Genomic DNA, 25,754 nt, shown 5'->3' on the forward strand with positions numbered 1-25,754 from the left:
AAAAAAGGGGGGAGAGAGAAAAGTGGATCCACGACGAATACTCCTGAAAACTGACCCCGGCAATCCATATATCGGGAGCCTTATCAGGCATATTCCCGGTGCACGGGAGGTACTGGTATCAGGAGACAGCATCCCTGATCTCCCGGGTATCCGGATCACCCGGCTTGATGAGACCAAAACCGATGCGTCCAAAACGCTCCAACGGGCAACACTCGTCATTGCAGAGCGCGATCCAGGGCTTCCGCTCGATCTCCTGCTTGTACCAGATACTGTGCGGGATGACAAGAGAACGCTTACCGATCAGATCCTCATCCTCGTCGGGCAGGATCAGGCATCCCATGCAGAGATCACCATGTTTCTTGATCGCGTCGATGCAACTGAACTGATCCTGGTCACCGAAGGAGACATGGGAACAGATATCCCGCTCCATATCCCACACACGATACACTCATACGGGGAAGGGAGAGAGAGCGCACATGAGGCAGTGTTTGGAGTACTATCCGGGACAAAGCCAACCCTCGTCATGCTCCCCTCGCGGAGTTTTGGGATTGATCCCATGACTATCCTTGAGTGCGGCGTTCCGGTCTTTCTCCCGTATAGGAGGAGTGGGCAGACTGCGATCCGTGAACTCCGGGCTGAAGATTTTCAGGACGCCAATTCCGTCTGGGTCGACTACCATGAGACGACCGGCAATCCCCGTACAGACCGTATTTTTGCTGCATCTGAAGGGGAAGAGATCGTCTCGCTTGCCCGGTGCAGGCGCCATCCAGACGGCTTCGAGGTGGATGCGGTCTTCACCCCGGAACAACACCGGGGCCGCGGCCTCTCCCGGCAGGTGATGACGGCACTTGTCGAGGCCTGCTATAATGAGGAGCTGACGATGTATGCGGTCACGCATCTCGAAAAATTCTATGCTGAGTATGGGTTTGTACCGATCCCGGAGAAGGAACTCCCGGCTTCTGTCCGGAAACGGTACCTCTGGGCAACAGGAAACCTTGAAGGCGCCGGTGTTCTCCCGATGAGGCGGGCTCCCGCCAGACCGGCACTGCTCAGGCGGGACGACAGCCATAAATAATAAGCCTCCCATAATTGGTAACCATGCAGATGCCAGATGCGGGTGACCTTCAGGTATTGAAGGCAGTCGCCCTCCTTGGTGGGTGCCGGGGTCCGGTTCGTCTCTCCACGCAGAGTCTTGGTACTACCATCGGTACGAGTCCCCAGACCATTTCCCGCCGCTTAAAGGCGCTCGAATCGGCACATCTCATCACCCGTACCGCGGATCCTGCAGGCCAGTCGGTGACGATCACAAAAGCCGGGGAAGAGCTCCTGAGAAGAGAGCATGCGGATTACTGCCGGATCTTTTCCCGTACAGGCAGCCATTACATCCTCCAGGGGACCATCATCTCCGGGCTTGGGGAAGGCCGCTACTACATGTCTCTTGACCACTACCGGGACCAGATACGGACACACTTTGGGTTTGAACCGTTTCCCGGCACACTGAACCTCAGGCTGAACCAGCAGAGCGTTGCAATCCGAAAGAAGCTGGAGGCTCTTGAGTGGACAATCATACCTGGCTTTTCTGATGATCACAGGACATTTGGCGAGGCACGATGCCTGCCGTGCCGGATCCAGGGTGTTCCCTGTGCACTGATTGTCCCCGGGAGAACCCATTACCCGGAGGATATCATCGAGGTTATCGCTGGTGTTCCCCTCAGGGAAGAGCTCGGCTTTGAGGATAACGATACTATCAACGTGGAGATCGGATTATGATTAACAAAGCAATTACCGCACTGAGAGAAGGGAGATTTGTCCTTATCTATGACTTTGACAACCGCGAGCGTGAAACCGACTTTGCCATCCGATCCGATGCAGTGAAGCCGGAGGATATCCTGAGGATGCGAAAGGACGGGGGCGGGCTGATATGTACTGCAGTTCATCCGGATGCAGCAAAAAAGATCGGGCTTCCGTTCGCAACCGATCTCGTCACCCGGTGTGGCGAGCTGCGTGAGAAGGAAGGAGATGTCCCCTATGACAGGAAAAATCACTCTTCCTTCTCCCTCTGGGTCAACCACCGGGATACATTCACCGGTATCACCGACCATGACAGGACCCTCACCATCAACAAGATCGCAACCCATGTGCATGCCGCACTCAATGGAGGAGGGATGGCCCCGTTTGGAGCAGAGTTCAGGACACCGGGGCATTCAGCCATTCTCCGTGCAGCAGACAGTCTCCTTGACCAGCGGCAGGGCCAGACTGAACTCTCGGTTGCACTTGCCCTGATGGCCGGTGTCACCCCTGCTGTTACCGTCTGCGAGATGCTCGATGACGAGACCGGCAACGCACTTTCAAAAGAGAAGGCACAGGCCTATGGAGATGCACATAACTTCCCCTTTGTCACTGGGGATGAGATCATCGAGGCCTGGAAGAGCTGGAAAAAAGAGATTACGATCTGATAGCCACAAGGGCATCATAGACCATTTTTTTATAGGATTCAAGGTTTGGGTTGTACTCCCTCCGGGCCATTTCAGCATCCGGTGCAGTCTCAAACGAATCGATCCTCCCAAGCGTTGCCTCAGCAGCGTCAAGCACCCAGATGTCACGGACATCCCGGTCCACAACCGTTACCGTCTCAGCCCGGACAGATATGAGCACCTTTCCATCCGGTGTCTCGTAGGCATTGGGTTTTCCGACAACCGCAACAAAGGCAGGAGGTTCTACTTTTGCAACCTGCTGCATTGCTTCAGGCTGGTACGACCCTGCCGAGACAAAGAAGGTACCGGTTGGATCAGCAATCCGTGCGAGATACATGCTGTGCTGTTCACCCTTCTTCTCCTTCTGGGTGAGAGATCCGATCACAAAAATCCGGTTCGCCCGCTCACCGGTGGGGAGGAGGATATAGGTCGGGCTCTTCTCATCCTCTCCTTCACGAAACGAATACCGGGCATCCCGGAGTTCGGCTGCAAAGACACGTTTTGCAGGTTCACGGACATAGCCTGCGTACCGGCCGGGATTGTTCATGCGGATTCACCCCCGGCACGGTTGAGAAGATCAGTCTGCTTTGCGTGATCAACGGTGATCCATGCTGCCTCGTTTGCAATATAGAGATCCTCAAAACTGCGGCCGGTAACCGAGAGGTACCGCCCGAGCGCACGATCAGCGAGCTGCCGGATCACTTCATCCGCACCAAGCGGCTGGTTCTCGGCGATATCCTGCGCTTCTGCGAGGGTCATCGAGAAGAGGGACTCGACAACCTCCCGTGGAAGCAGTATATTGCGGGCCGATTGCCCATCATCAAGTGTCCCCCTGATCCTGAGATCATACCGGAAGTCGGGTTTGAACTCGTGAATCGGGCAGAAGTTCTGCCGTGAGAGGACGCGGTTGCAACCTTCCTCAGGACAGCGTTTCACAATGCCTGATCCCGATGCGATATGGACAAGTGCTCCGGAGATGACAGACCCGCCACGGCTGACTTCCATCTCCGCCTCCTCTTCAGGAAGTGCGGTTGCCTGTGTCAGGTTCACCGAAAGACGCCCATTGTATTCCTCAATAACCGAGTAGAAGAACGTATAGACAGTATTCTCAGCCAGCTTCTCACTACCCTCACCGTTCCAGATAACAAATTTCACAATCCCGCTCTCGTCACCGACAAGTCCCGTCTGGAGCATCCGGTCACTTCTGCTCTCCCATTCCTGGACGAGCTTCACCCGGATCGAGGCGATGCCGGGTGCAAGTTCTGCAACAGGAGTAATTCCAGGAGGCGGAAGGGGTCGATCCTCAACCGGTGAAACAACTGCTCCCTCACCAAGTGAGATCCGTTGCGCTCCACGGAAGATACCCTTCGTTACCCCTTCAAACGCATACCATCCACCCTGTTCAAGCGGAGGAATACCTGCATTTGCCCATACGGTAAACGCATACGCACCCTCAGGTGTCGCGACAACACCGGATTCAGTAATTGCATCAGAGAGAGACGGCTCAAGGGAGATGATCTTTCCTTCAAAACGATCACAGACCTCCTCCTCTGCTCCCTGCCTGGACACAACCTCGATATCTGCTTCATCCTGGCGTGTGCATGACGCGGGATCGACCGTTATGGTGAGGCGGCCGTTATACTCATCAACTGCACCATACCGGATGGTATAGACCTGATCCTGCTCAAGCAGTGTGTCGCTCTCGCCTTTCCAGACAATGAACTTCACCACCCCGCTCTCGTCTCCGAGAAGACCGGTCTGCTGCATCCGTTCATGGCGTACATCCCAGTTCTGGACGACCTTCGCCTGGACTGAGGCGATACCGGGTGAGAGATCCGCTATCCTGGTTATCACGGGCTCGAGGGTCCGATCCTCATCAATTGGAGTGATAGTTGTACCTGAATGGACTTTCAGGTTCACCTGGCCGCGGAACTCGTCGACAACTGCGGACTCAAGACGATACCACGCGCCCTTCCTGAGGAGGGCAGGCGCATTTTTTGCAAAGATAACAAACCTGACCGCACCGGAAGAGTCGGCGATCACCCCGGTCTGGGCAACCGCAGGGGATGGCGGATCTGCAACAGATACAACCTTTCCCTCAATCGCCACCCACTCACCAGGCACGAGATCGGCTATCGGTGCCGAATCCCCGGAAGAGGGGGGGGCAGGCTTTGGCATCTGCTTGCCGTGCTCTTTTAGGATATCCTGCAGAATCGTCCGTTCGGCTTCTGTAGGGGGAACTCCGAACTCGTTGACAAGCCGGTTGATCATTGCTTCAATACGGTCTGAATCGGGCTCAACACCCTGGGATTTCAGTTTTTGGGAGATTCTTGTTTTCAGTTCATTGGATTCCATAATGATCTCCAGAAGTTCATCTGTACCATGAGGATATAAGATCTGGGGGCGGGGGGTGAAAGTGCCCTGGAGAGAGATGCTAAATAGGTGATAGATCAACCATTTTCTGTATGTCGATTACCGTCGATTCAACAATAATGGATGTCATCCGGGAAAAGCCGGAAGCAGCCGATATCCTTCAGAGCTTTGGAATGGGGTGCCTTGGATGCGCCATCGCACATAATGAGACAATCCGCGAGGCCGCAGTGGTTCATGGGATACCACTCGAAGAACTCGCAGGCGCACTCGGTATTGCTGTAGAGTAATCCGGGTTTAGTTTTTTTTCGAGACAGCCTTCAGTTCATTGAGCGAAGCCTCGGGATTTCGCTTCAGGTGCCGGACAACCGCTGCCTGATGATTGAGTGTGCAGTTTGTGCAGGCCCAGACCCTGCCGCCCGATGAACTTGCAACCCATTCTCCAAGCGTCTCATCACCGCACGGGTACAGGGGGCAGTAACAGAGATCACACCGCTGCCCTTCAAAATGGCAGGGGTAATACGGGCAGTCCACAGGCGACCACGCAACCCAGGCTCCGCCATTAAACCGGCTGTAGATGATGAATGCAGGCGTATCTGATGGGACCCTCCCTTCATAGCGGTCAAGTGCCACTGCCACCCCGTGCCGGACAGCACTCATGATCCTGGCTCCTGCTTCAGAGACCGGCCCGGCATACCGGTGTTTCACCTCCCCTGATGACGCAACGATGATCGCATCTGTTGTTGTTCCGGTATAGGAGCGATCCCTGTCCCGGAGCGCCTGCACCTTCGCCTCGGTTGCCGTGATGAAAGCTCCGGCAAGGGCTGCGGGAGAGAATCCTTCAGAACTGGTAATGATGATATTAATTGTGCCTGGACCATCCGGTGTCGGGTGGGTGGTTCCGGCGGTGATAAAGAAGGTCAGGAAATCATAGCGCAGGACTACCAGGTGCTGCATCGGGACAGCGGTCATTAGCCCGAAATACGAATCCCCAAAACCAAGCGATGAGGCCACCTGGTGAAGCGTACGCTCCGGTTCAGGAGCATCATATCCATAGGGAACCGTGTGGTTCAGGAGCGTCGTCACCTCTCCATAACCACCACCCACTCCGGAACTGAGTGCCTGGAAGTTCCCCCGGATGATCAGGGTCAAATCTCGGATATAATATCTCATCCAATATCGTAATGGGCGCGATCTTTAAGTTCCTGCTGTTTTGCAGCATTCCAGCCAGCGACATCAGAGAGGTATCCCGTTATCCGTGAGATCTGGGAGACATCATGCGATGCACATTCCGGGCAGGCGGGGGCTCCGCAGAGGGGACAATAGGCAAGCGACTCAACAATATCATGGGGGCAGTGGCAGTGATCAACAGGGCACATCTGCTGGAGGGTTATCTCGCCGCATGCCGGGCAGGGTGCCTCATCAACAATATGGTGACAGGTATGGCACTTATACCTCCGCTCGTCTGCGGGTATATCATCGAGGCTGGAAAAACGCTTCATCGCCTTCTTCTGTTCGTCAGTCAGGTGCATGCGGAGATATAGGCAGATAGGGAATAAAAGAGTGTAGGTTCATGCAGTTCAGATCACCACCTGGGAAGAAGCATCCAGATGAAGAGAATGAGAATCAGAAGCGCCAGAATCCGAAACCAGAACGGCACACCCGACAACTTAGCGGAATTGGGATCCCGGTCCGTTTCAGGGTGCGGCATCTCCTCCTCTGACTCGACCACAAACGCTCCCTGGTATCCGCACCGCTTGCACCGCCACTCCGAACCAAGATAGCCTCCGACGCTCTGAAAGAGATCACTGCTTCCGCATTGTGGGCACCGCCGCATACATGCCATGTTGCACCCGGAGAGGCTATCAATATTTTCCCGGGACAAAAGAGACGGAGGGGTGATATATCACCATGATCCGGGTTCTGCCTCAGAGTGACTCATAGGGCTCATCACCCACCGGCAATTCCGGTGTCAGCACGAATCTCTCATCATCGGCAGCGGCGTGCATACGCTGCTGCAGCAGATCCCGGATCGGCTGCGCCATAGATGGCACGGCCAACAATCACGCCGTCCACGAGATCCCGCACATCTTCCGGGGATGCACCCTGGGCACCCACACCCGGAGAATAGATCTTCTTTCTTCCTACGAGCTCCCGGAGTGCTGCCACGCGATCGGGGCGGGTTGCCGGTGCGATGATCCCATCAGCCCCCGCAGCAACCGCCATACTGCAGAAGGCCTCTGCCACCCCGCCTGAGAACCATGCTGCCCCTCCCGGATGGCTCATCTCACAGACGACAAAACATTCTCCGCCATGTGCATGGGCTGAGGCAACTGATGCCTCTAGCGAGTCCCGCCCCGGAAACGCATGGCAGATAACAGCAGAGCAGCCTGCCGCAAATACCTGGTCACAGATGAGGGTGTTGGTATTTGGGATATCCGCCACCTTGAAATCCGCGATGACGGGGACGCCGAGTGCCGCGATTTCACTGGCAATCGAGAGACCGGCGGCCAGAACAAGGGGGTAGCCGATCTTAACCGCATCAAGATGTCGTGCAGTCGATTCAGCAATTGCCAGTGCCTCGTCACGGGAGGTGGCATCAAGGGCAAGTATCAGATCAGTCATTTCATCAGCCTCTCAAGGGTTGCGGCAACAATGAGCGGGAGCGTGATGGTCGCATCCCCATACACGGTAACCGCACGTGCATCTGCGTCAACCTTCCCCCAGGAGCGGGCCTCATCAAGGGTTGCGCCGGAGAGCCCGCCGAGATCAGGGCGATCCCCGGTGAGCTGCACGGCATAGGAGAACCCCATTTCGGTCATCAGCATGCTCTGGAAGATGAAGTTCTTTGGAACACCGCCGCCGACAATGAAGGCAGCCGCCCGTTCGCTTGCAAAACAGCGGTTCAACAGCGGTTTCATATCGGCAAATGCATCGACAACAACAGTGTTTGTCTGGGAGAAGAGCCAGAGCTGCAATCCAATCATCGAATCCTGAATTGCCGGGCAGTATACAGGTATCCCCTTTCTGGCTGCTGTTGCGAGAATCCCTCGGGGAAGGCGCGCACCGATATGCTGCAGAAGATCAGCAATCGGGATGATGCAGCCATCATCCAGTTCCGAGAGCGTCTCCTGCATGAATCCTTCAAATTCTTCAAAAGCCTCTGTCGGGAGATAGATATCATAGATCCGGTTGATCTCATCCCGATGGAGATCCACATCTGAACAATCTTTGGTGCCATGGTAATGGTGACACCCGATCGCCTCTATGATGTCATGGGTCAGGTTCGCACCAGTCGAGACGAGGACATCAATAAACCCGCGTTCAAGGAGATCAGAGACGACCCCTCCCATACCTGCCGGTACCATCGCACCGGCAAGACCAAAGAACCGTGTCGCGCCAGTATCCGTAAACATGGCTTCTGTCACCGAAACCGCCTCGGCAAGCGATCCCCCGTTATATGCTCCTGCTCCATCCATCAGTGCCACAAGTTCCCCAACCGTCATACCGGGCTGCAGGTGCATCTGGAGGACAGGATCAGAACAATCCTCTCTCATCATGAAACCCAAACCTCTACCGTAAGCATTTGCTCTCTTTGAGAATAAGTCCTTAGTCTTCTGCAGGATCACGGGGTTTCCGGAGACTGCAGGAAAAAGCAGATCCTGGATCTGCCAGGAAACGATCCTGCAGGCAACCCCCCCGGATCAGGTCTAGATCCGGGGCGGGTATGGATTCATCATGATCGGCCAGGAAACGGCGAGTTTACTCTTCCACCTCAAACCAGCGAAGGGCACCCGGTGCATGATCCTTCAGCTGCTCAAGGAAATATTTTCCAAGATCCGGGCCTGATTCATTAATTGCCGCCTGAATGGTCCTGACAAGCCATGGAGAAAGATCCGGGCCTTTCTCAAGGGAATTCATCACAACGACGACTGCTTCATCGACTTCAAGTCTGTTTTTCCATCTGTATGCCATACTCTCTCACCAGACCGGAAATTAGGGCAGGATCTAATAAAAGTTTCTATCGGATCCTCAGCCTTCCGTCTTTCCCGCTTATTCGTCCAGAGGAGCGGAGTATATCAACCATCTGCTCAATCATCAGGGGGGCGACATCAAAGCGGATGGGATAGGCATCTGCATCCAGTGAGACGGGGGCAGCAGGCAGCTCACGCACGAGATCTGCAACAGCCAGACAGCCATTTTGGATCAGCCGTGCCAGCTCATCTGCCAGGGTCAGAAGCAGGAAAAACTGTTCCAGAAATGTCACAAAGCTCTCCTCTTCAGGCCTGCATTCCTGGATAGCATCGATCAGATCAGTTGGATCATGACAGAAGATCACATCTGATCCGGCCTGGACTGAGTAGACTGTCTCAGACGATACAACCCTTTCTCCCGTGAGGTGGGCTGCCTTTAGCGCTTCAGGATCCGGAAAGAGGAGAAGGGGTGAGGGGATGCTGATACTGTGATCTCCGGGATCAAGCTCACGTATACGCCGGAGTGTGCCATCGCTCTCCTCAATGAGACCCTCTTTTTCATAGACAATGACCCTGTATGCATCCTCTGTGAGAGATGCCAGCTCCTCTTCAGATAGAGTCTCTCTCTCTTCATATGCCCGGGCGAGATAGCTCCCGCCATCCTCTTCAATCGCGTTCATGATCCGGGAGAAGGCACCTTCTTCAAGTGCAATGATCTCACGGGCCAGTTCGAGAGCTTCTGCCTCATCATCATCCCCTGCCTGAAGTTCTGCATGAAACGCACGAAGATCCCTGATCCGTCCCTGCACCATCTCCTGGGAGTGGAGGGTTGTATCAACCGAGAGTTTCGCAGACGATCCGGCTTTCTTCAGGACGCGAAGACACTGCTGGGCATCATCCCGTGTCTCAAAGTGAAGACTGAGTCCCTGTATCATGCAGAAGATCTCCAACCCATGAAGAGATGAAACCTCGCCCCCCGGAGAAGCTGACTGATTGGCGCTCTCATGATGAAAGGGTCATGGGCCGGGATCAGTTCCCCTGATCAGCGGCCGGGAGAGGTGCCTCCGCGCAGAGGGGGGAACCTCATACCAGCCGGGCTGGATGGTCCGTTCAATGGTTACAATCTCCGGTTCAGCAGACCTCATGCTGCAGGAGCGGCATTTGAATCCTTTCCCAAAACCTGCCGAAGTCATCTTCTTCCCGCATGAGGGACAGGCTGGTGCTTTCCGGATAATCCGGGGAGGAGCAGAGAGAACCCGGATCTTCTCCAGGTTCAATGAACCCTGTTTCCAGCTCCCGCAGACAATCACCCGGTCTCCCGGAAGAAGAGATCGGATCAGATCCCGAAACTCCTTCGTCGGCTCATATGCCATACAGGGAAGCACCAGATCCTGATCCTGCAGTCTGCAGGATACGTGTCCGCCTTCACCGGTTGTTGGTACAGCAGCAACTGTTCCCTCAAGACGGTAGGATCTCCCCTCCTCCAGCGATCCAATCAAACCGGAAACCAGGTGGGCATCGGTACCCTGGTTTGTTTCAAAGACCGCCTCCAGTACCGCCGGGGGGGAGACGACCAGGTGCCTGGCAAGCGAGACCCAGACCGGGTTCTCTCCACGGATCCCAAACAGCACGGGATCAGGTGTGTGGGGAACACAGACAACGACCCTGTTCCTTCGATCCACGGTATCCCAGGTATGGGGGGCGGTCATCTCATCTGCGATATCGAGACTCTCCGGATCAACAAACCGCTCTCGTTGTGTATCTGCCGGATCACGGTAGACAAGTATTTCTGAGGTTGCGTCTGTGAAAACTGCAGCAACCGCAGCGGTCGCCCCGATGAGGCCGCGCCGGTTCTTCCAGCCATAATACCGTGCTCCTGCTGCCTCACAGGCCAGAACAGCCTCGTCCAGGGTGCAGAAATCCGTGATCGCCTGCTCTGCAAAAGAGTGCGGAGGACGCGTGCCGGAACAGACAACAAGCCCCGGATGTGTATCATCGCAGGCGAGATCAGCTGACTCTTCGATGACTGCCTCTGCCAGCAGAAAGGCAGTATCCGGGTCACCGTCTGCCTCTATTGCAACAGCTGCATTCCCCCGTGTCTTCCAGATGACATTGGGATTTAAGCGGACCAGGCGAAGTGATCGGACAACAAAACCGTGTTCTTCAAGCCTGCGAACAAGTACTGCGGCAAGATACGTGGTGCACATCCCACGGGGCGAATCCGTATCATCGATCCCAATCCACATCCGGAGTTATGATCTGCTGTACAGGAGCAATAATGTTACAGGCATCTTCACTCATCAGCAGGCAGGATGCCACCCCTTCAGGGGCGGGTGGGTGAGATGACATACCGGCTACCTGCCAGAATCATTTATTATCTGTCTTCACCATGTAGGATGTAATTGAAATGGTGCATGAACGGTTAATCAAGACAGTGATCAGTATCCTCATTAGCGCCGGGTATGATGTCTCGGAGCGGTGCCTGCTCAGGCCACGGAGCTTCGACCTCCTTGCATCCGACAACACCAGGCTCGTCATCATCAAGATCGTCTCCCAGATCGATTCAGTCTCTGAAGAGATCGCATCTGATCTTGAGGCGATGGCGCACCACCTGAGGGCAGTGCCGATCATCATCGGAGAACGGGCACGTGATGCCCCGCTTGAGCGGAGCTGTGTGTACCTCCGGTACGGTCTCTTTGCTGTCGCACCATCGACACTGTACGACTTCCTGGTGGAGAGGGTGCCACCGCTCGTCTACGCCTCACCCGGAGGCCATTACGTCAATATCGACGGGGTACGGCTCAGGGAGATCCGGGAGCTGCATAACCTCTCCCTGGGTGATCTCGCCCATATCCTCGGCGTATCCAGGAGGACGATCAGTAAATATGAGAGCGGCATGGGCACAACCCTTGAGATGGCACTCAAGCTCGAAGAGCTCTTTGATGAGGCGATAGTCGAACCAATTGATCTCTTCATGGACAGACCACACGATATCATCAATATGATGGATCTCGATGATATCCAGCCGGTTTCACCTGCTGCCCACCTTCAGGAGATCGGCCTTGAACTCCATCCATTCCGGCGTGCCCCCTTCCAGGCAGTTGCCCTCTATGAGAAAACAACCATTTTCGCCTGTTTTGGCCCAGCCCAGAAGACAGTAAAACGCGCGGCACTCGTTGGAAACCTCTCCCAGATTGCGCATGCCCGATCACTCTGTATTCTTACCGACTACCATAAAGAGAAGAAGATTGGAAAAACGCTCGTTATCGGTGAAGAACAACTCTATTCACTTGATCAGGGATCGGACCTCGTTGACCTCATCCCCGAATAATATTTATATAGAACCACAAAGCAACGTTATCATCAGACACTGGTGATACTACATGTCAGCACAACTTGGAGGACAACCGATTCTTATTCTAAAAGAAGGAAGCTCCCGAACACGGGGACGCGACGCACAGGGAATGAACATTGCAGCAGCAAAAGCAGTTGCAGCAGCAGTCAGGACAACGCTTGGCCCAAAGGGCATGGACAAGATGCTCGTCGACACCATCGGTGATGTTGTCATCACAAACGATGGTGTAACAATCCTCAAGGAGATGGATATTGAGCACCCGGCCGCAAAGATGATGGTCGAGATCGCCAAGACCCAGGACGACGAAGTCGGTGATGGAACCACAACCGCAGTTGTCGTTGGTGGAGAGCTCCTGAAGAAGGCAGAGGATCTCCTCGAGCAGGACGTCCACCCAACCGTGATTGCTCAGGGATACCGTCAGGCAGCAGAGAAGGCCCAGGAGATCGTCAGGGAGATCGCCTTTGACATCGAGATCAAGGACACCGAACTGCTCAAGAAGATCGCTGAAACCGCAATGACCGGAAAGGGTGCAGAGGCTGCAAAAGAGAAGCTCTGCGACCTGATCGTCAAGGCGATCACAATGGTCACCGACGAGGATGGAACAGTCGATACCGAGAATGTCAAGGTCGAGAAGAAGGTCGGCGGATCAATCAATGACTCTGAGATCATCGAAGGCATGATCATCGACAAGGAGCGTGTCCACCCCGGCATGCCAAAGCTCGTTCAGGACGCAAAAATCCTCCTCTTAAACGCAGCAATCGAGTTTAAGAAGACCGAAGTCGATGCAGAGATCAGCATCACAAGCCCTGACCAGCTCCAGATGTTCCTTGATGAGGAAGAGAAGATGATCAAGACGATCGTCAACAAGGTCATCGCATCAGGTGCCAATGTTGTCTTCTGCCAGAAGGGTGTCGACGATATCGCCCAGCACTACCTTGCAAAGGCAGGCATCCTGGCAATCCGCCGTGTGAAGAAGTCCGATATGGAGAAACTCTCACGCGCAACCGGAGCAGCACTCGTCTCATCCATTGATGCAATCACAACCGAGGAGCTCGGATCTGCAGGCAGGATTGAAGAGCGGAAGGTATCAGGCGAAGAGATGATCTTTGTCGAAGAGTGCAAGAATCCAAAAGCAGTCTCGATCATCATCAAGGGCGGTACTGACCATGTCGTCGACGAACTTGAACGTGCAATCGAAGATGCGCTCCGTGTCGTCGGTGTTGTCGTTGAAGACAAAAAGGTCGTTGCCGGCGGGGGCGCACCCGAGGTTGAACTCTCGCTCCGTCTCCGTGATTATGCATCCAGTGTTGGCGGACGTGCCCAGCTTGCTATCGAGGCATTTGCAAGTGCACTTGAAGTCATCCCCCGGACCCTTGCCGAGAACGCAGGGCTCGACCCGATCGACATGCTGGTAGAGCTCCGTGCAGCACACGAGCAGAAGAAGAAGACTTTCGGCCTGAATGTCTTTGAAGCAAAGGCAACCGACATGAAGAAAGCCGGCGTCGTTGAGCCTCTCCGTGTCAAGACACAGGCAATCTCCTCAGCTGCCGAAGTCGCTGTTATGATCCTCAGGATCGATGATGTCATCGCCTCTTCCGGAAAGGGCGGCGGAATGCCGAGCGAGGAAGAGATGGCTGCCATGGGCGGCATGGGCGGTATGGGTGGAATGGGCGGCATGCCCCCAGGCATGATGTAAGAACATCATCTCCCCCTCTTTACCACAACACAATAGATTCCCCTTTGTTCCAAAGGGGTACTTTTTTCTTCTTGGGCGTCTTCAGACTCTGTCATGAAGACCGGATTCATATATACAAAATATCGGACTGATTGCTATCACTGCCACACCCATGCAGACCAGATGATCAAAATCGTGCCGCAGCAGGCACAGGTTATCTGTTCCAACTGCGGTGCCACCCGGATCTTCATCCCCCGTATTCACGATGTCGGAACACAGGGATCATTCACCCCAATCTCCTGTTATGATGTCTGGAAACTGACACCAGCAGCAGAATGCAGAAACTGCAAAACAACAGGACCTCATGATCTCTTTATCGGATGCAACCACTGCACAGTCAGGTGTGAAAACTGCGGGTTCACCCAGTTCTTTAAATTCAATCTCCAGTATATCGGCAAATGTGATATTGAAAAGGATGTCTGCGATCCGGTGGTCAGGTAATAATCCAACATTATTGTTGATACACACCAGCCGGGCCCCGGGTTCGCTCCGTATATCCCCAATAGATTTCAGTGGGTGCGCCCTCTCCTTCGTCTGAAAAGGGAAAAAATGAAACCGGGTGGTTCTATCAGAAACCAGTCAGTCTGAGAACCACACCGAGCGTTATTCCTGTGAGTGAGAAGGTGGCAGAGAGAAGAGCCAATACAAAGAGGTTCATTACTGCTTCTGATCTGACCGGATAATCTGTCTGGTTCATCATAAGCCTGCGCACCCTCCGTGATGGCCGTATCTCTGGAGAGATAACGGGTTTACATGGCTTAATTCGGATGGTCATACTTACACCTCGGAGTGAATATATGACTATACTGGTCATCAATATATATGAAAATATCGACGAAAAGATCAATTTTAAGCTTCAACAATTAAAAGATAAATTAGAGATAAAACGCCGGCCGGAACAGGTGATGAGTGGCTGGAGGCGGGAGGGTGAAGAAAGCAGATATAGATACATTTATTGCATCAGAAAGTAGATTTTCAACATTATTGACATTTGATTTCTTACAATCAGATCACACCAGTTTCAATTAGGAGGACACATTCCATGGCAGCATCTGAAAAAAACGACTTATACCTCCAGATCCTTGAAACATCCCATGACTGGGAGTTTCTTCTCGGCACAAACGGATCGTTTTTATATGTATCACCTTCCTGTGAGCGGATCAGCGGGTATTCTCCTGAGGATCTTCTCAAAGACGCAGCACTCTTCCACCGTATTGTTCACGCAGAGGATCTCAGCAGGGTAAAGGATGCCCTGGCGGTCAGGGACAGGGAAGAGAAAGAGGTAAAATGCAGGATCAAACACAAAAGCGGGCGTGAGCGCTGGATTGGACTTCTCTGTACTGTTGCAAAAGACACTGACGGCCAGTCAGTCGGCATCCGGGGCAGCATCCGGGATATAACAGCAGAAACAACCAGGAAGATGAAACAGGATGCCTTCGTGGTCACAGAAGTGATGCGGATGGTTGGAAACCTCAAAAAGGCTGCAGAAGGCGATACATCATTTAATCTCGATCCCGCCTTTTCAGATGAGGATACAGAGAGCTTCGCCGGGCTTATCAGTAAGATGGATACCAGCCTCGCAACCCTGAAGAAATCACTTGATCATCTGATGATCGATGCAAAAACGATGATGAACGGCTTAACAGATGGCGATTTCAAAGTCAGGGTCGACACCGGCAATCACAAGGGAGAGTTTGCAGCATGCATGGACGGGTTAAACGGCATGCTGGATGCAGTGACAGTTCCGGTGCATGAAGCAATGCGTGTCTGCGGCTCATTCGCACAGGCTGACTTCTCTGCAGCATTTGACAGTTCAATCCGGGTCAACGGAGAATGGGAGGAGTTCAAAAAATCTCTTGACCGGATGGGGAAGGTCTTCAATAACACCGTAAAAGAGATCACCCGTGTGGCCGGCGCCTTTGCCGAAGGCGACTTCTCCGCCCATATCGACGAGAGTCTGAATGTCAGGGGGGATCTCGTCGCTGTCAAAACTGCACTCAATACGGTATCAAAAGATGTCTCCCATATGATCCGTGAATCAAACAGGATGATGGAGACTCTCGTCCAGGCTGCAGCAGAAGCTGACGCAAGCATTGATGAGGTTTCATCAGGGACACAGCAGATTGCCCGGACAACCGGCAATGTCAGCGAACATACAGAGAAAGCCACGAACTCCGCACAGCAGGTACTGCAGGCGATGGAGGATCTCTCTGCTGCCGTTGAGGAAGTGACGTCAAGTGCAGAGTCAGTTGCCACACTCTCACGAAATGCCGATGAGAAGTCGCAGGACGGGGTCAGGGTTGCGAAACGTGCCGAGGAAGGCATGAGTGAGATCAACACTGCTACAGCAGAGATCGATGGGATTATCAGGGATATCAACACCCAGATGGTTGAGATTGGAAAGATCGTCGGTGTCATCTCGGATCTTGCCCATCAGACAAACCTGCTGGCTTTGAATGCCGCAATCGAGGCTGCACGCGCAGGAGATGCGGGACGCGGATTTGCCGTTGTGGCAGCAGAAGTAAAAGCGCTTGCCACAGAATCAAGGAACTCAGCAGAGCATATCACCGGGATGATCCAGAACCTGCGATCAGGTGCAGAAAAGGCTTCATCTGCAATGGATACAGCCAACCAGGTGGTTCGGGACGGATCAGATCAGATGCAGCAGACGATCGTATCCTTCAACGAGATTGTCGATTCGGTCAGCAGGATTTCACGGAGCATCGAAGAGGTGGCAAGTGCCACAGAAGAGCAGGCAGCAACTGTTGAGGAGATAACAGCAAGCATCCATGAAGTGACAGCACTGATGGAGAGGACAACTCATGAGGCTGGCGATACTGCTGCTGCAACTGAAGAGGTTTCAGCCAGTGTTGATGAGGTAGCCCGGATGGTCACGCACGTCACCGGGATATCCCAGGAGACGCTTGAGGCCAATAAAAAGTTCAGGATTGCCTGAAATTCCCTTTTTTACACATCAAGCCCAATCTCATCCATCATCTCCTGCATCAGGAGCATCCGGCAGACAGGATCCGTCAGCCCCAACCGACAGAGGATAACCTTCTCCTGCAGCTCGTGGCAGCTGCCTTGCCCCTCCAGCTCCTGATTGAAGATGGGAAGCGGATCAGAGAAGCAGGCTCCCCCCTCTGAAAGCAACAACATCTCAATTCACCTCACTCTGTCGCAATCGATCTTCTTTGTACCTGACCAGGCCTTCTCGACATTTTTACCATCTTTGATTGAGATGTCCGTTATATCTCTCTCAATGCCCTGGAACGGGCCGGAGACAAAGCCGTTTTGAATAACGTATTCTGCCATTTTTTCTTCCTCGCTTATCTCCTGGTCGCGCCCCTGGGAAGACGAGGGTTTTGGGCCCGGGTATTCCCTGATGTTCTCCCGGGGCGCCACCCGGAGTCTTGTTCGCTATATGACGAACTATACTGATATAGACGAACTAATACTATTAATAGCTTCCCTCATTCCAGCAGGAAACGAGGAGAAGAAGGAAACGAGGAGAAGAAGGAAAAAAGGACTCTTCTCCAAAATTCTGATCGCTCGTGTTTTTCCTGAATTCTTCTGAACGTGGAAAAAGATCCCGGGTAGAGATCCCAATGCAGCAACCAAAATAATCAGGAGTGACTAAAAGCAGGTGCGGCGCGGGTGTCGGGGGGCGGGGTCAGGCGAAAGAGGCAGGCTGGCAGAGGTGATAAGCCCTTGCTCATCAGAGCAACCTGAAAGGCGATTCCGAAGGAATCGGGGCATATCTCCTCTGAAAGCCAAAAGGAGCTTTCCCGCCCCCTCCCGCGCCAGCATCTGCGGCAACCCGGCTCAACCTCCCTTGCGAAGCATGTGCGGACGGGGAAGTGGGCGGTTGGGGGCTTCTGACACGCGAGTGTTTTCGCTCATTTAATTTTGATCCACTTGGCTCATCTAAAAGTGATCCACCTTACTACCAATCTTGTCTTCTCACACATTAATTCTGTGGTGGCTATCGCTGCCGAAAACTTGTGCCAGTCATGTTCAGCACAAGTGCTCGATGGGTGATCCGATCAAGCAGAGCCGCTGTAAGTGACTTGTCATGGAATACCTTCACCCACTCAGAGAACATCAGGTTCGATGTCACCAATGTACTGGCCGTCTCATACCGTGATGCAAGCAGCTGAAACAACAGTTCTGCTCCCGCAAGATCAAACGTGATATATCCTAACTCATCAAGAATCAGGAGATCTACACGTTTTAACTGCCGGAGAAGATAGGTTAACCTACGTTCTTGTTTTGCCTCGACCAGCTCATTCACCAGACCGGCTGTTGTCTTGAAAATCACCCGGTAATTCTGTTCACATGCCAGGACACCAATAGCAATCGCAAGATGAGTCTTTCCAGTTCCGGAATTCCCGATCATGAGCACGTTCTGATGTTCTTTGAGAAACTGTAATTCTTTCAGCAGGGAAAGATAGGAACGAGCATCTTCGGGCAACAGATCAACAACAAGATCATCAAACCGTTTCATTGTCGGAAAACCAGCGGTACGAATGGCGCTCACCCGTTTCCGCTCTAACCTCAGATCATATTCATTCTCCAGAGCCTGAAGCAGAAACCCGGTAATCTCTTCTGAGCAGGGACCCGGGTCAAGGTCACGTACAGATGCTGCAAGCCCTGAGAGACGCAGTGTACGGCAGAGCTCCTCAATCCTTGCAGACATCAGCGGCCTCCAAGCAAGTGGTGGTCGTAGAGAGACAGATTGGGATCATCCATTTTGATCAGGTCTGGAGGGAGGGACATATCTGGCACCTGGCCTGCCTGATGCATGATCACACATCGTAACGTCTCATAGGTTGGAACCATGCCATGCTCTTCCAACAGATGGATCGCAGATATCAACTCCTCTTCAGATGCTTCTTTGAAAAGCGAGAGAATCGGGAGGAAATCTTTGTTCCTCCCTGAATAATGTCTATGAAGGATTCGTTGAATCGCCTCGTCGAGTTGTCGGAATAACCGGGAGTTTGGGAGTGCACCAGGTTTTCGTGACAGTGTCTTGAGAAAGTGGGTGAGGTCATAGGAAAGCTCTCCTTTTCCAAACCGCCGTGTATGGCATGCAAGCACCTGATCGCCTCCGACCAGCTCGACGATGTCTGGAGAGTATTTGAGTGTTAGATGGTGACCGGGATAGGTATCCGGAACCGAGTAATAGTTCGTTTCAAAGGCAACATGCGAGTATTTTGAGATCCGGGCTGAGCGAGATTGATAATTGGAAAATTCAAGGGTGGGAAGAGGGGCAAACGTTTCCTGTTCTGCGAGAAGGCCAACACAGGGAGGAGATGAACGGCGATAGACGTTACCTGCATTGATCTCGGCGATTGTTTCTGCCAGGCACACATTTGCCTCATCCAGTGACGGAAACGTATTCCTTTCACTGAATGCCCAGCGTCTCATGTACCCGACTGACTGTTCATCGGTTCCTTTCTCATGGGGTGACCGTGGGTTGCAGACATGAGGTTCGAATCCATGAAAGAGAGAAAACTCAAGAAACCGTGGATTCCAATCTTTTGTTCTTGGATTGAGGATTGCAGCCATATTATCATAGAAGATGGTGGCAGGAACTCCACCAATCTCGTTAAAGAACCGGATATGGGCATCAAAAATCTCGAGGAGTGTCTCACGATGATAGACCCGGCCGAACCGATAGAGTGAGTTATTGAGGACCATGGATGCCATTGGATATTTACCCCATCGCGTGCAGATGCAGAGATCGGTCTTGCCAAAATCGAATTCTGCGCGACATCCAGGATCGGTTTCCTGGGCAATATAGACGTCACGATGGCCATGCTTCTGTTTCCATGATGCGATCTCTCGCTTGACTGTTGCGTAACTGATGCCATGCCCGTGCTTGTTCAGGTAGTGACAAATCTTCAGTCCGTTCCACCGTTGTTTCTTTGGGCGATCAGCATTCTCTTCCAGAATTGAATGAATACATCCTCGAATCTCTGGAGTCATGATTGTGCAGGGACGTTGTATCTGGCGATTCTTAGGAAGTATTTCATCTTCAACTCCATCCTTGACATCCTGTACCCGTTGGAGATACCGTGCCACAGTATTCCGGGACATTCCAAGTTCTTTGGCGACTCTTCTCTTTGATCCATAGAGGTTATAGAGTTCTACAATGCGCTGTATGTCGCTCATCGATTTCACCTACAGTTCCCTCCCGATCCAATAATGGACAGAGGGGTTGATAGGGTGGATCAATTTATGATGAGCGTTTTCATGAAAAGTGGATCAGTTTTTGATGAGCGAATACACGCGAGTACCAGAGTCCCAATCCAACGTAACTTTATGCCTGTCTCAGACTCTTCTACTACCAATAAACTTAAAGACAGAAGATGAGTGAAGTATATGAATCTAAAAATATATTATGGCATTTTACTATCTACTTTGGTCAGACAATAGCGAATTGAGATTATTCATGTATTATTATGATATTTGGATAATAATTACCTTCATAAATATAGAGAATAGCCAAAAAAAGTTGGGTGGAGGCAGTTACTGCTCTTCACGATCCATCCGGATCGCTTTTTTTGGGCATTCCTGGGCACAGATGCCACAGCCTTTACAATAGTCGAGATCGATCTCAAAATCGTCATCAATACAGCCGTCCGGGCAGTACATCGCACAGAGGCCGCATGCATTGCATGCCTCTCGATCCACCACCGGACAGAACGTCCGCCATGCACCGGTTTTTCCGGCAGCACCGGGACCTGGCCTGCTCATTGCAACAGGATCACTCATACAACCAGCTCCGCATAGGCAGCCTCTGCTGCCCTGATATTCCGCTCATCAGTAAACATGCCGCGTATTGCAGCTTCAGCAGAATCCTTTGTTATTACATCCATCTTCGCAAGCGCTCCAAGAACCGGGGTGTTCAGGATCGGGCTGCCGGAAACAACAAGATCAACAGCAAGTGCAACTCCGGTGAGATCGATCGTCAAAACCCTGAAGCCTTCAATATCCACCGGGTGAGAGCTGTTGATCAGGAGTGTCCCTCCGGGCCGCATCCCCTGGAGGACATCAACGGTATCCATGATGCTGGCATCAAGGACGATAACAAGATCCGGCGATCTGATCTGCGAGTAGATCCTGATCGGCTCGGCATCTATCCTGACAAACGAGGTTACCGGCGCACCCCGGCGTTCAGCACCATAGAATGGTGCGGCAGTCGCATGTTTTTTGTCAAGGAAAGCAGCCGTTGCAATCAGCGTGGCAGCAGTGACCCCGCCCTGGCCGCCACGGGAATGGATTCTGATCTCAAACATCAGGCATCCACCCCGAACCAGAACTCTTCTCCCATCTTTCGATCACGGACAAAGCCCGCGATATCATCATAGGTAACCTCCTGGCCGCCCAGCCCGGCTATGACAGAATAGATCGATGCATCATGGTAGCGGGAGCGGATGGAGTCGGCAAGCACACCGCCAAACCCAAACGAGTAGCCGCGATCGATGACAACAAGTTCCCGGTCACCGAAGTTGAGTTCCGGGAACGGCCTGAACCAGCGGACACGCATGGAACCGGCTTTGATACCTTCTTTTCTGAGAATATCAACAGAAACCTCGGCTTCCCTGCCGAGTGTGCCAAGCGAGAGTATGAGAACATCTGCATCTTCACAGAGGTACTCATCGGTCGGGCCGTACTTTCTCCCAAACCGTTTGAAGAATTCATCTTCTGCCTCACGGATGACAGCCGGAGCGTTGCGCATCGCCCGTTCGATCTCCCACCTGAACCTGAAGTGATCCTGGGGACCTGTCAGTGTGCCATATCCGGCGGGATTGGCAGTATCGATTGCATGGGGAAGCTCCATCGGGGGGAGATAGTCACCAGGATCAACTGTATCCAGGGACTGTATGATGTGGGAGAGGAGGAACCCGTCAAGATTAACCATGACTGGCAGAAGAATACCTGTATTTTCCGCTATCCGGAACGCCATCAGGGTCGTGTCATAGGCTTCCTGGACATCAGCAACAAAGAACTGAAGCCACCCGGAATCCCGCTGTGAATAGGCATCGGTATGCTCTGCCCAGACATTCCACCCCGGTCCAAGCGACCGGTTGATGTTTGCCATCACAATCGGGAGGCGGGCACCAGCTGCCCAGTGAAGCATCTCGTGCATATAGAGAAGCCCGTGCGAACTGGTTGCGGTAAAGGTCCTGACCCCGGTAACTGAAGCACCGATACAGGCCGTCATTGCTGAGTGTTCACTCTCGACAGGAATATAGCGTGCCTGCATCTCACCGCTTACGACATATTCCGCAATCTTTTCGACAACCTCGGACTGGGGAGTGATCGGGTATGCTGCAACAACCGAGGGTTTTGCATCCTTCACAGCAGCTGCAACCGCCTTGTTCCCTGTTGCCACCATCAGCATTCTCCGGCCTCCTCTTTTGTAAGTTGTGTAATATTCTTCTCGATTGCCTGTTCCAGTTCATTCACGGCCTTGTCAGAGATGCCTTTAAACCTGCCCTGAACCGAGAGGTAGTCCCTGAGAGGCGCTCTCCTCTTCATGGCAGTTTTTGAGGGGGAGCTGATCGTGAGTTCTCCATATTTCCGCTCCCAGAGTACAAACGAACCGGTCTTCACTGCCATCTTCCCAACAGTAACCGACATGTCAGAGGATATTCTCCATCCCGGGGGACAGGGGATCAGGATATGCAGAAATGATGGTCCGGGAGTCGCAAGCGCAGTCTTCACCTTCTCATAGAGATCTTTTGGATATGCAGGTGTTGCTGTTGCCTGGTAGGGGATGTTGTGGGCGGCAATGATCCGGTCAAGATCCTTCTTGGCATCGGTCTTGCCACCGGGTGTTGTCGTTGTCCGGGCGCCTGCCGGGGTGGCACCTGAACGCTGCATCCCGGTGTTTCCATATGCCTCGTTATCATAGCAGATATAGAGGAAGTCTGTTCCCCGTTCAAGCGCACCTGAGAGCGCCTGGATACCAATATCAACTGTTCCGCCGTCACCTGCATAGACAATGACGTTCGTCTTCTTCCCCATACTTAAAAACGCCTCGCTCATGCCTGATGCACAGGCAGCAGCTGCTGCAAAGGCGATATTATAGACCGGCACTGAGAACGCGGTTTTCGGATATGCCCCCTGCAGAATACTTGTACAGCATGCAGGAACAACGAGAACCGTGTCAGGGCCTGCAGCTTTCAGCACATACCGGAGTGCAAGCGAGGATGTACAGCCGGCACAGGCCGTTGTGCATTTTTCTATATACTCTTCTTTTGGTATCTCAGACATGCAATCCCGATTAAGTCTGTCATTCATGAATATTGATACTTCGGATTTGGGACTACTCACCCGACAGCCATGATCGGTTGGAGATCAGCAGGGAACGAGAGTTGAACCCGGAGCGGGTGGATACCAGGTGCAATGATCTCAATGGTCGGATTGTCACCTGCCTGCAGGTTACCAACCACTGTTGGACGGACCGCGATGGTAACCATCTCACCAGGTTTTAGGATTGGATTTTGATCAGCCCGGTGCGGGTGCCTGATCGAGTAGCGTCCACTAGCAGGTGTTTGTGCAAAGAGCAGATCATTCGCAGGTATCAACCCATAATGATCGGTTCCTATAATATGAATCGTCAACGTCGAAAGATCAATTGGATCTGAATTTGGAAGGAGCCTGATTGGAATACGCACCTCCTGGGCATAGCGCTGCTCTGACATCAGATCTGTTGCATAGACAGTCCCTGCCACCATAAGACCGGATCCTGCAACCGAGAGCCCCTGGTACAGCTCTGCGTTCACTCCACCTGAAATCGAGACCCCGGCAGCAATAACCATATGGGAGAAGACGGCAGCCACAACAACAAATGCAATCAGGACAACTGCTGCCTCAAGTCCAGTGAGTCCGTCATCCATCTCAGCCCACCATATAATATTTATTCGGAGTCAGACTTCCCGGCACCTGGCACCTGACAGAAACGGGGATACCCTCTGGCGGATGGAGAGTAAGGGTAAATGGTGTTCCAGGTACAAGCTCTGCATCAGTGACAGTCAGTTCTATAGAGAGTATCTCTCCCCTGGAGAGAATTCCATCAGCTTCCAACTCATAATTCCAGCTGAGTTTTACGTTTTGCGAAGATAATTCAACTATGCTGTCAGTGGTTATGAGGGAGTAGCGGATACCTGATGCAGGCACGGATTCCCCGATAACCTCACTGGAGAAGCTCAGGTGCTTCAGTTTGTTCCCCCGCTCATCTGCCTGTCCAACAACAGATCCAGTCACTACCAGAGCTGACGTGGTTTTGCCTGCCTCACCAGTCACCAAACGTGTCTTCTCTGACGCAGAGAAGCCGGCTCCGAGGACTACATACGAAAAGGCTGTGGCAACCACGATGAAGGCAATCAGGATTATTGCTGCCTCCAGTCCGGAAAAGCCATCCTCATCTGCCATAGCGATCATCAAATCTGACGATATCGTCCTCTGCGAGATATTCGCCGATCTGAACCTCGATCATCTCGAGGGGTATCTGCCCCCGGTTCTCAAGCCTGTGAACCGCACCCGCACGGACAAAGGTCGATTCTCCCTGAGGAAGAAGACGCGTCTCCCCGTCAATCCAGACATTGGCACAGCCTGAGACGACAACCCAGTGCTCGCTCCTGTGATGGTGCTGCTGAAGTGAGAGCGATGCCCCCGGCTTGACAGTAATCCGTTTGATCTTGAAGAAGCGTGATTCTTCGAGGACGAGATAGGAACCCCAGGGACGATAGACAAGCCGGTGCTCAAGAACCGTGGGATCATGGAGGGCGTCAAGTTCCTCCACCACCTCCCTGACACGCTCAGTTGCACCGCTTGAACAGACCAGAAGCGCATCATCGGTATCAATGACCACCAGATCTGAGACTCCCACCGCTGCAACCCGCTTGCCCTCGGGATGGATGAATGTGCAGCCTGATGTGTCGAAGAGATGGGCATCACCGACATTGTTGAACTGATCCTGTCTGGATGCATCATGAAGTGCGGCAAATGTTCCAAGATCACTCCATGGAACAGTGAGGGGAACCACCGCAACACGCCCGGATCGTTCAAGGAGACCATAGTCCACAGAGATGGATGGAAGAAGAGAATACTCCCCGGGAAGAGAGGCTTCTGCTATTTCCGGAGCATATTTTTGGCATTCTTCAAAGAAGAGCCGTGGAGTCATCAGGAAAATGCCGGCATTCCAGAGAGCGCCGTCCCTGATATGCTGCTCTGCAGATGCTGAATCTGGTTTTTCGTGAAATGCTGCCACCCTGTATCCATTTTGGAGTGCATCACCTGGTTTGATATAGCCATACCCCGTATGGGGGCGATCCGGAACAACCCCGAAGGTGACCAGGCACTCTTCTGCGAGGGGAACTGACTGCAGCACCACCGGAGCCATGCCATCCCCGATGAGATGATCGGTTGGATAAACCACGACCGGATGATCCGGATCATCTGCAAACCTCCGCATCCCCCAGGCGATTGCTGGGAGTGTGTTTCTGCCACAGGGTTCGAGAAGGACCTGATCATGGAGAACCTCCTCGCCAAGTTCCTCAATCTGGTTCTTCACAAGGAATTCGTATGCGGATCCGGTCACTATAACAATCTCATCAGGAGATGAGTGGAGGCGGGCCCTCCGGTAGGCCTGCTGGAAGAGGGTTTCATCAAGGAGTCTGATAAACTGCTTCGGGCAATGCCGCCTGGAAAGTGGCCATAGCCGGGTTCCGCTTCCACCTGCAAGGAGAACTGTCCTGATACGATCACCTGCCTTCAATATACTCAAAAAGAACGTATAACCCTTTTGTATTTATTTGAGAGAGAAAAGG

General features: G+C 52.9%; 32 protein-coding genes. 9 read left to right on the forward strand and 23 right to left on the reverse strand.

Annotated features, from left to right (window positions below; translation table 11 throughout):
• Positions 1–22 precede the first annotated feature (22 nt).
• From ABCO64_RS03260 to ribB, 3 genes are read left to right on the forward strand one after another with little or no spacing between them, the layout of a single operon-like run.
• Positions 23–1,075, forward strand: a complete 1,053-nt coding sequence (locus ABCO64_RS03260; RefSeq protein ID WP_253456126.1) for a GNAT family N-acetyltransferase — start codon at positions 23–25, stop codon at positions 1,073–1,075.
• Positions 1,076–1,104: 29 nt separating this feature from the next.
• A complete protein-coding gene (locus ABCO64_RS03265) occupies positions 1,105–1,770 on the forward strand; it encodes a DUF120 domain-containing protein (RefSeq protein ID WP_253456551.1) in 666 nt (221 codons plus the stop codon).
• Positions 1,767–2,456, forward strand: coding sequence for a 3,4-dihydroxy-2-butanone-4-phosphate synthase (gene ribB / locus ABCO64_RS03270; protein ID WP_253456129.1), 690 nt, complete (start codon positions 1,767–1,769; stop codon positions 2,454–2,456). Before ABCO64_RS03265 ends, ribB begins: the two co-directional genes overlap by 4 nt.
• Here ribB and ABCO64_RS03275 read toward each other — a convergent pair.
• The gene (locus tag ABCO64_RS03275) at positions 2,446–3,021 is read right to left on the reverse strand and encodes an RPA family protein (RefSeq protein ID WP_253456132.1); all 576 of its coding nucleotides are present in this window, start codon (positions 3,019–3,021) and stop codon (positions 2,446–2,448) included. The two genes, ribB and ABCO64_RS03275, sit on opposite strands and share 11 nt — an antisense overlap.
• Positions 3,018–4,829: a hypothetical protein gene (locus tag ABCO64_RS03280; protein WP_253456135.1), complete on the reverse strand. Its 1,812-nt coding sequence runs from the start codon at positions 4,827–4,829 to the stop codon at positions 3,018–3,020. The genes ABCO64_RS03275 and ABCO64_RS03280 overlap by 4 nt, the downstream gene beginning before the upstream one ends.
• Before the next feature lie 110 nt (positions 4,830–4,939).
• Here ABCO64_RS03280 and ABCO64_RS03285 point away from each other — a divergent pair, with 110 nt between their 5' ends.
• Positions 4,940–5,134 (forward strand): DUF1858 domain-containing protein, encoded by a 195-nt coding sequence (locus tag ABCO64_RS03285; protein WP_253456137.1) that lies wholly within the window; start codon positions 4,940–4,942, stop codon positions 5,132–5,134.
• A 7-nt stretch (positions 5,135–5,141) separates the two neighbouring features.
• On the opposite strand, the gene ABCO64_RS03290 is transcribed toward ABCO64_RS03285, so the two are convergent.
• The 9 genes from ABCO64_RS03290 to ABCO64_RS03330 all read right to left on the reverse strand — a co-directional run bounded on the left by ABCO64_RS03290 (position 5,142) and on the right by ABCO64_RS03330 (position 11,167).
• Positions 5,142–5,996 (reverse strand): adenosylcobinamide amidohydrolase, encoded by an 855-nt coding sequence (locus ABCO64_RS03290; RefSeq protein WP_343089204.1) that lies wholly within the window; start codon positions 5,994–5,996, stop codon positions 5,142–5,144.
• 17 nt (positions 5,997–6,013) lie between these two features.
• On the reverse strand, positions 6,014–6,376 hold the full coding sequence (gene nrdD / locus ABCO64_RS03295) for an anaerobic ribonucleoside-triphosphate reductase (protein ID WP_253456143.1): 363 nt from the start codon (positions 6,374–6,376) through the stop codon (positions 6,014–6,016).
• Positions 6,377–6,429: 53 nt separating this feature from the next.
• A complete protein-coding gene (locus tag ABCO64_RS03300; protein ID WP_253456146.1) occupies positions 6,430–6,681 on the reverse strand; it encodes a hypothetical protein in 252 nt (83 codons plus the stop codon).
• A gap of 152 nt (positions 6,682–6,833) precedes the next feature.
• Entirely contained in the window at positions 6,834–7,469 is a 636-nt protein-coding gene (pyrF, locus tag ABCO64_RS03305) for an orotidine-5'-phosphate decarboxylase (protein ID WP_253456149.1), read from the reverse strand.
• Positions 7,466–8,401 (reverse strand): deoxyhypusine synthase, encoded by a 936-nt coding sequence (locus ABCO64_RS03310; protein WP_253456553.1) that lies wholly within the window; start codon positions 8,399–8,401, stop codon positions 7,466–7,468. The genes pyrF and ABCO64_RS03310 overlap by 4 nt, the downstream gene beginning before the upstream one ends.
• Before the next feature lie 205 nt (positions 8,402–8,606).
• On the reverse strand, positions 8,607–8,819 hold the full coding sequence (locus ABCO64_RS03315; RefSeq protein WP_253456152.1) for a hypothetical protein: 213 nt from the start codon (positions 8,817–8,819) through the stop codon (positions 8,607–8,609).
• 46 nt (positions 8,820–8,865) lie between these two features.
• Positions 8,866–9,753, reverse strand: coding sequence for a hypothetical protein (locus ABCO64_RS03320; protein WP_253456155.1), 888 nt, complete (start codon positions 9,751–9,753; stop codon positions 8,866–8,868).
• Positions 9,754–9,834: 81 nt separating this feature from the next.
• Positions 9,835–11,064, reverse strand: a complete 1,230-nt coding sequence (locus ABCO64_RS03325) for a tRNA(Ile)(2)-agmatinylcytidine synthase (protein ID WP_253456159.1) — start codon at positions 11,062–11,064, stop codon at positions 9,835–9,837.
• A complete protein-coding gene (locus ABCO64_RS03330; RefSeq protein WP_292615476.1) occupies positions 11,045–11,167 on the reverse strand; it encodes a hypothetical protein in 123 nt (40 codons plus the stop codon). Before ABCO64_RS03330 ends, ABCO64_RS03325 begins: the two co-directional genes overlap by 20 nt.
• Before the next feature lie 58 nt (positions 11,168–11,225).
• On the opposite strand from ABCO64_RS03330, the gene ABCO64_RS03335 reads away from it, so the two are divergent.
• The 3 genes from ABCO64_RS03335 (at position 11,226) to ABCO64_RS03345 (ending at position 14,349) form a co-directional block, all read left to right on the forward strand.
• The gene (locus ABCO64_RS03335) at positions 11,226–12,149 is read left to right on the forward strand and encodes a transcriptional regulator (protein WP_253456162.1); all 924 of its coding nucleotides are present in this window, start codon (positions 11,226–11,228) and stop codon (positions 12,147–12,149) included.
• Between the two features lie 52 nt (positions 12,150–12,201).
• Positions 12,202–13,869: a thermosome subunit alpha gene (gene thsA / locus ABCO64_RS03340; RefSeq protein WP_253456166.1), complete on the forward strand. Its 1,668-nt coding sequence runs from the start codon at positions 12,202–12,204 to the stop codon at positions 13,867–13,869.
• A gap of 93 nt (positions 13,870–13,962) precedes the next feature.
• Positions 13,963–14,349 carry a hypothetical protein gene (locus ABCO64_RS03345; RefSeq protein ID WP_253456169.1) on the forward strand — a complete coding sequence of 129 codons (387 nt, stop codon included), beginning with the start codon at positions 13,963–13,965 and terminating at the stop codon, positions 14,347–14,349.
• 127 nt (positions 14,350–14,476) lie between these two features.
• Here the strand turns inward: ABCO64_RS03345 and ABCO64_RS03350 are convergent, their stop codons facing one another.
• Positions 14,477–14,683 carry a hypothetical protein gene (locus ABCO64_RS03350; protein WP_253456171.1) on the reverse strand — a complete coding sequence of 69 codons (207 nt, stop codon included), beginning with the start codon at positions 14,681–14,683 and terminating at the stop codon, positions 14,477–14,479.
• Positions 14,684–14,950: 267 nt separating this feature from the next.
• Here ABCO64_RS03350 and ABCO64_RS03355 point away from each other — a divergent pair, with 267 nt between their 5' ends.
• Complete coding sequence (locus tag ABCO64_RS03355) at positions 14,951–16,864, forward strand: methyl-accepting chemotaxis protein (protein WP_253456174.1); 1,914 nt, start codon at positions 14,951–14,953, stop codon at positions 16,862–16,864.
• A gap of 11 nt (positions 16,865–16,875) precedes the next feature.
• Here ABCO64_RS03355 and ABCO64_RS03360 read toward each other — a convergent pair whose 3' ends face one another.
• On the reverse strand, positions 16,876–17,067 hold the full coding sequence (locus ABCO64_RS03360; RefSeq protein ID WP_253456178.1) for a hypothetical protein: 192 nt from the start codon (positions 17,065–17,067) through the stop codon (positions 16,876–16,878).
• Between the two features lie 6 nt (positions 17,068–17,073).
• A complete protein-coding gene (locus ABCO64_RS03365; RefSeq protein WP_253456181.1) occupies positions 17,074–17,223 on the reverse strand; it encodes a hypothetical protein in 150 nt (49 codons plus the stop codon).
• 109 nt (positions 17,224–17,332) lie between these two features.
• Here ABCO64_RS03365 and ABCO64_RS03370 point away from each other — a divergent pair, with 109 nt between their 5' ends.
• Positions 17,333–17,485, forward strand: coding sequence for a hypothetical protein (locus ABCO64_RS03370; protein ID WP_343089205.1), 153 nt, complete (start codon positions 17,333–17,335; stop codon positions 17,483–17,485).
• Between the two features lie 408 nt (positions 17,486–17,893).
• On the opposite strand, the gene istB is transcribed toward ABCO64_RS03370, so the two are convergent.
• From istB to ABCO64_RS03415, 9 genes are all read right to left on the reverse strand, one after another.
• A complete protein-coding gene (istB, locus tag ABCO64_RS03375) occupies positions 17,894–18,607 on the reverse strand; it encodes an IS21-like element helper ATPase IstB (protein ID WP_343089206.1) in 714 nt (237 codons plus the stop codon).
• Positions 18,607–20,085, reverse strand: coding sequence for an IS21 family transposase (gene istA / locus ABCO64_RS03380; RefSeq protein ID WP_343089207.1), 1,479 nt, complete (start codon positions 20,083–20,085; stop codon positions 18,607–18,609). Before istA ends, istB begins: the two co-directional genes overlap by 1 nt.
• Before the next feature lie 357 nt (positions 20,086–20,442).
• On the reverse strand, positions 20,443–20,688 hold the full coding sequence (locus ABCO64_RS03385) for a 4Fe-4S binding protein (protein WP_253456187.1): 246 nt from the start codon (positions 20,686–20,688) through the stop codon (positions 20,443–20,445).
• Positions 20,685–21,212: a 2-oxoacid:acceptor oxidoreductase family protein gene (locus tag ABCO64_RS03390; protein ID WP_253456190.1), complete on the reverse strand. Its 528-nt coding sequence runs from the start codon at positions 21,210–21,212 to the stop codon at positions 20,685–20,687. Before ABCO64_RS03390 ends, ABCO64_RS03385 begins: the two co-directional genes overlap by 4 nt.
• Complete coding sequence (porA, locus tag ABCO64_RS03395; RefSeq protein WP_253456193.1) at positions 21,212–22,321, reverse strand: pyruvate ferredoxin oxidoreductase; 1,110 nt, start codon at positions 22,319–22,321, stop codon at positions 21,212–21,214. Before porA ends, ABCO64_RS03390 begins: the two co-directional genes overlap by 1 nt.
• A complete protein-coding gene (locus tag ABCO64_RS03400) occupies positions 22,315–23,196 on the reverse strand; it encodes a thiamine pyrophosphate-dependent enzyme (RefSeq protein ID WP_253456196.1) in 882 nt (293 codons plus the stop codon). Before ABCO64_RS03400 ends, porA begins: the two co-directional genes overlap by 7 nt.
• A 56-nt stretch (positions 23,197–23,252) precedes the next feature.
• Positions 23,253–23,822 carry an archaellin/type IV pilin N-terminal domain-containing protein gene (locus ABCO64_RS03405; RefSeq protein WP_292615757.1) on the reverse strand — a complete coding sequence of 190 codons (570 nt, stop codon included), beginning with the start codon at positions 23,820–23,822 and terminating at the stop codon, positions 23,253–23,255.
• 1 nt (position 23,823) lies between these two features.
• Positions 23,824–24,357, reverse strand: a complete 534-nt coding sequence (locus tag ABCO64_RS03410) for an archaellin/type IV pilin N-terminal domain-containing protein (RefSeq protein ID WP_253456201.1) — start codon at positions 24,355–24,357, stop codon at positions 23,824–23,826.
• The gene (locus ABCO64_RS03415; protein WP_253456204.1) at positions 24,347–25,711 is read right to left on the reverse strand and encodes a mannose-1-phosphate guanylyltransferase/mannose-6-phosphate isomerase; all 1,365 of its coding nucleotides are present in this window, start codon (positions 25,709–25,711) and stop codon (positions 24,347–24,349) included. The genes ABCO64_RS03410 and ABCO64_RS03415 overlap by 11 nt, the downstream gene beginning before the upstream one ends.
• Positions 25,712–25,754 lie beyond the last annotated feature (43 nt).

This window comes from Methanocalculus natronophilus (assembly GCF_038751955.1).
Lineage (GTDB): Archaea > Halobacteriota > Methanomicrobia > Methanomicrobiales > Methanocorpusculaceae > Methanocalculus > Methanocalculus natronophilus.

What these genes read in the sequence shown, in the direction of transcription:
- ABCO64_RS03365 (WP_253456181.1), bottom strand. Translation starts at nt 17,223, where the DNA reads ATGGCAGAATACGTTATTCAAAACGGCTTTGTCTCCGGCCCGTTCCAG.
- ABCO64_RS03310 (WP_253456553.1), bottom strand. Translation starts at nt 8,401, where the DNA reads ATGAGAGAGGATTGTTCTGATCCTGTCCTCCAGATGCACCTGCAGCCC.
- ribB (WP_253456129.1), top strand. Translation starts at nt 1,767, where the DNA reads ATGATTAACAAAGCAATTACCGCACTGAGAGAAGGGAGATTTGTCCTT.
- ABCO64_RS03400 (WP_253456196.1), bottom strand. Translation starts at nt 23,196, where the DNA reads ATGTCTGAGATACCAAAAGAAGAGTATATAGAAAAATGCACAACGGCC.
- ABCO64_RS03300 (WP_253456146.1), bottom strand. Translation starts at nt 6,681, where the DNA reads ATGCGGCGGTGCCCACAATGCGGAAGCAGTGATCTCTTTCAGAGCGTC.
- ABCO64_RS03405 (WP_292615757.1), bottom strand. Translation starts at nt 23,822, where the DNA reads ATGGATGACGGACTCACTGGACTTGAGGCAGCAGTTGTCCTGATTGCA.
- ABCO64_RS03275 (WP_253456132.1), bottom strand. Translation starts at nt 3,021, where the DNA reads ATGAACAATCCCGGCCGGTACGCAGGCTATGTCCGTGAACCTGCAAAA.
- ABCO64_RS03335 (WP_253456162.1), top strand. Translation starts at nt 11,226, where the DNA reads ATGGTGCATGAACGGTTAATCAAGACAGTGATCAGTATCCTCATTAGC.
- ABCO64_RS03390 (WP_253456190.1), bottom strand. Translation starts at nt 21,212, where the DNA reads ATGTTTGAGATCAGAATCCATTCCCGTGGCGGCCAGGGCGGGGTCACT.
- ABCO64_RS03360 (WP_253456178.1), bottom strand. Translation starts at nt 17,067, where the DNA reads ATGTTGTTGCTTTCAGAGGGGGGAGCCTGCTTCTCTGATCCGCTTCCC.
- ABCO64_RS03320 (WP_253456155.1), bottom strand. Translation starts at nt 9,753, where the DNA reads ATGATACAGGGACTCAGTCTTCACTTTGAGACACGGGATGATGCCCAG.
- ABCO64_RS03370 (WP_343089205.1), top strand. Translation starts at nt 17,333, where the DNA reads ATGACGAACTATACTGATATAGACGAACTAATACTATTAATAGCTTCC.
- ABCO64_RS03265 (WP_253456551.1), top strand. Translation starts at nt 1,105, where the DNA reads ATGCCAGATGCGGGTGACCTTCAGGTATTGAAGGCAGTCGCCCTCCTT.
- nrdD (WP_253456143.1), bottom strand. Translation starts at nt 6,376, where the DNA reads ATGCACCTGACTGACGAACAGAAGAAGGCGATGAAGCGTTTTTCCAGC.
- istB (WP_343089206.1), bottom strand. Translation starts at nt 18,607, where the DNA reads ATGTCTGCAAGGATTGAGGAGCTCTGCCGTACACTGCGTCTCTCAGGG.
- ABCO64_RS03285 (WP_253456137.1), top strand. Translation starts at nt 4,940, where the DNA reads ATGTCGATTACCGTCGATTCAACAATAATGGATGTCATCCGGGAAAAG.
- porA (WP_253456193.1), bottom strand. Translation starts at nt 22,321, where the DNA reads ATGCTGATGGTGGCAACAGGGAACAAGGCGGTTGCAGCTGCTGTGAAG.
- ABCO64_RS03385 (WP_253456187.1), bottom strand. Translation starts at nt 20,688, where the DNA reads ATGAGTGATCCTGTTGCAATGAGCAGGCCAGGTCCCGGTGCTGCCGGA.
- ABCO64_RS03280 (WP_253456135.1), bottom strand. Translation starts at nt 4,829, where the DNA reads ATGGAATCCAATGAACTGAAAACAAGAATCTCCCAAAAACTGAAATCC.
- ABCO64_RS03330 (WP_292615476.1), bottom strand. Translation starts at nt 11,167, where the DNA reads ATGTCATCTCACCCACCCGCCCCTGAAGGGGTGGCATCCTGCCTGCTG.
- ABCO64_RS03410 (WP_253456201.1), bottom strand. Translation starts at nt 24,357, where the DNA reads ATGGCAGATGAGGATGGCTTTTCCGGACTGGAGGCAGCAATAATCCTG.
- thsA (WP_253456166.1), top strand. Translation starts at nt 12,202, where the DNA reads ATGTCAGCACAACTTGGAGGACAACCGATTCTTATTCTAAAAGAAGGA.
- ABCO64_RS03350 (WP_253456171.1), bottom strand. Translation starts at nt 14,683, where the DNA reads ATGACCATCCGAATTAAGCCATGTAAACCCGTTATCTCTCCAGAGATA.
- pyrF (WP_253456149.1), bottom strand. Translation starts at nt 7,469, where the DNA reads ATGACTGATCTGATACTTGCCCTTGATGCCACCTCCCGTGACGAGGCA.
- ABCO64_RS03315 (WP_253456152.1), bottom strand. Translation starts at nt 8,819, where the DNA reads ATGGCATACAGATGGAAAAACAGACTTGAAGTCGATGAAGCAGTCGTC.
- istA (WP_343089207.1), bottom strand. Translation starts at nt 20,085, where the DNA reads ATGAGCGACATACAGCGCATTGTAGAACTCTATAACCTCTATGGATCA.
- ABCO64_RS03355 (WP_253456174.1), top strand. Translation starts at nt 14,951, where the DNA reads ATGGCAGCATCTGAAAAAAACGACTTATACCTCCAGATCCTTGAAACA.
- ABCO64_RS03345 (WP_253456169.1), top strand. Translation starts at nt 13,963, where the DNA reads ATGAAGACCGGATTCATATATACAAAATATCGGACTGATTGCTATCAC.
- ABCO64_RS03325 (WP_253456159.1), bottom strand. Translation starts at nt 11,064, where the DNA reads ATGTGGATTGGGATCGATGATACGGATTCGCCCCGTGGGATGTGCACC.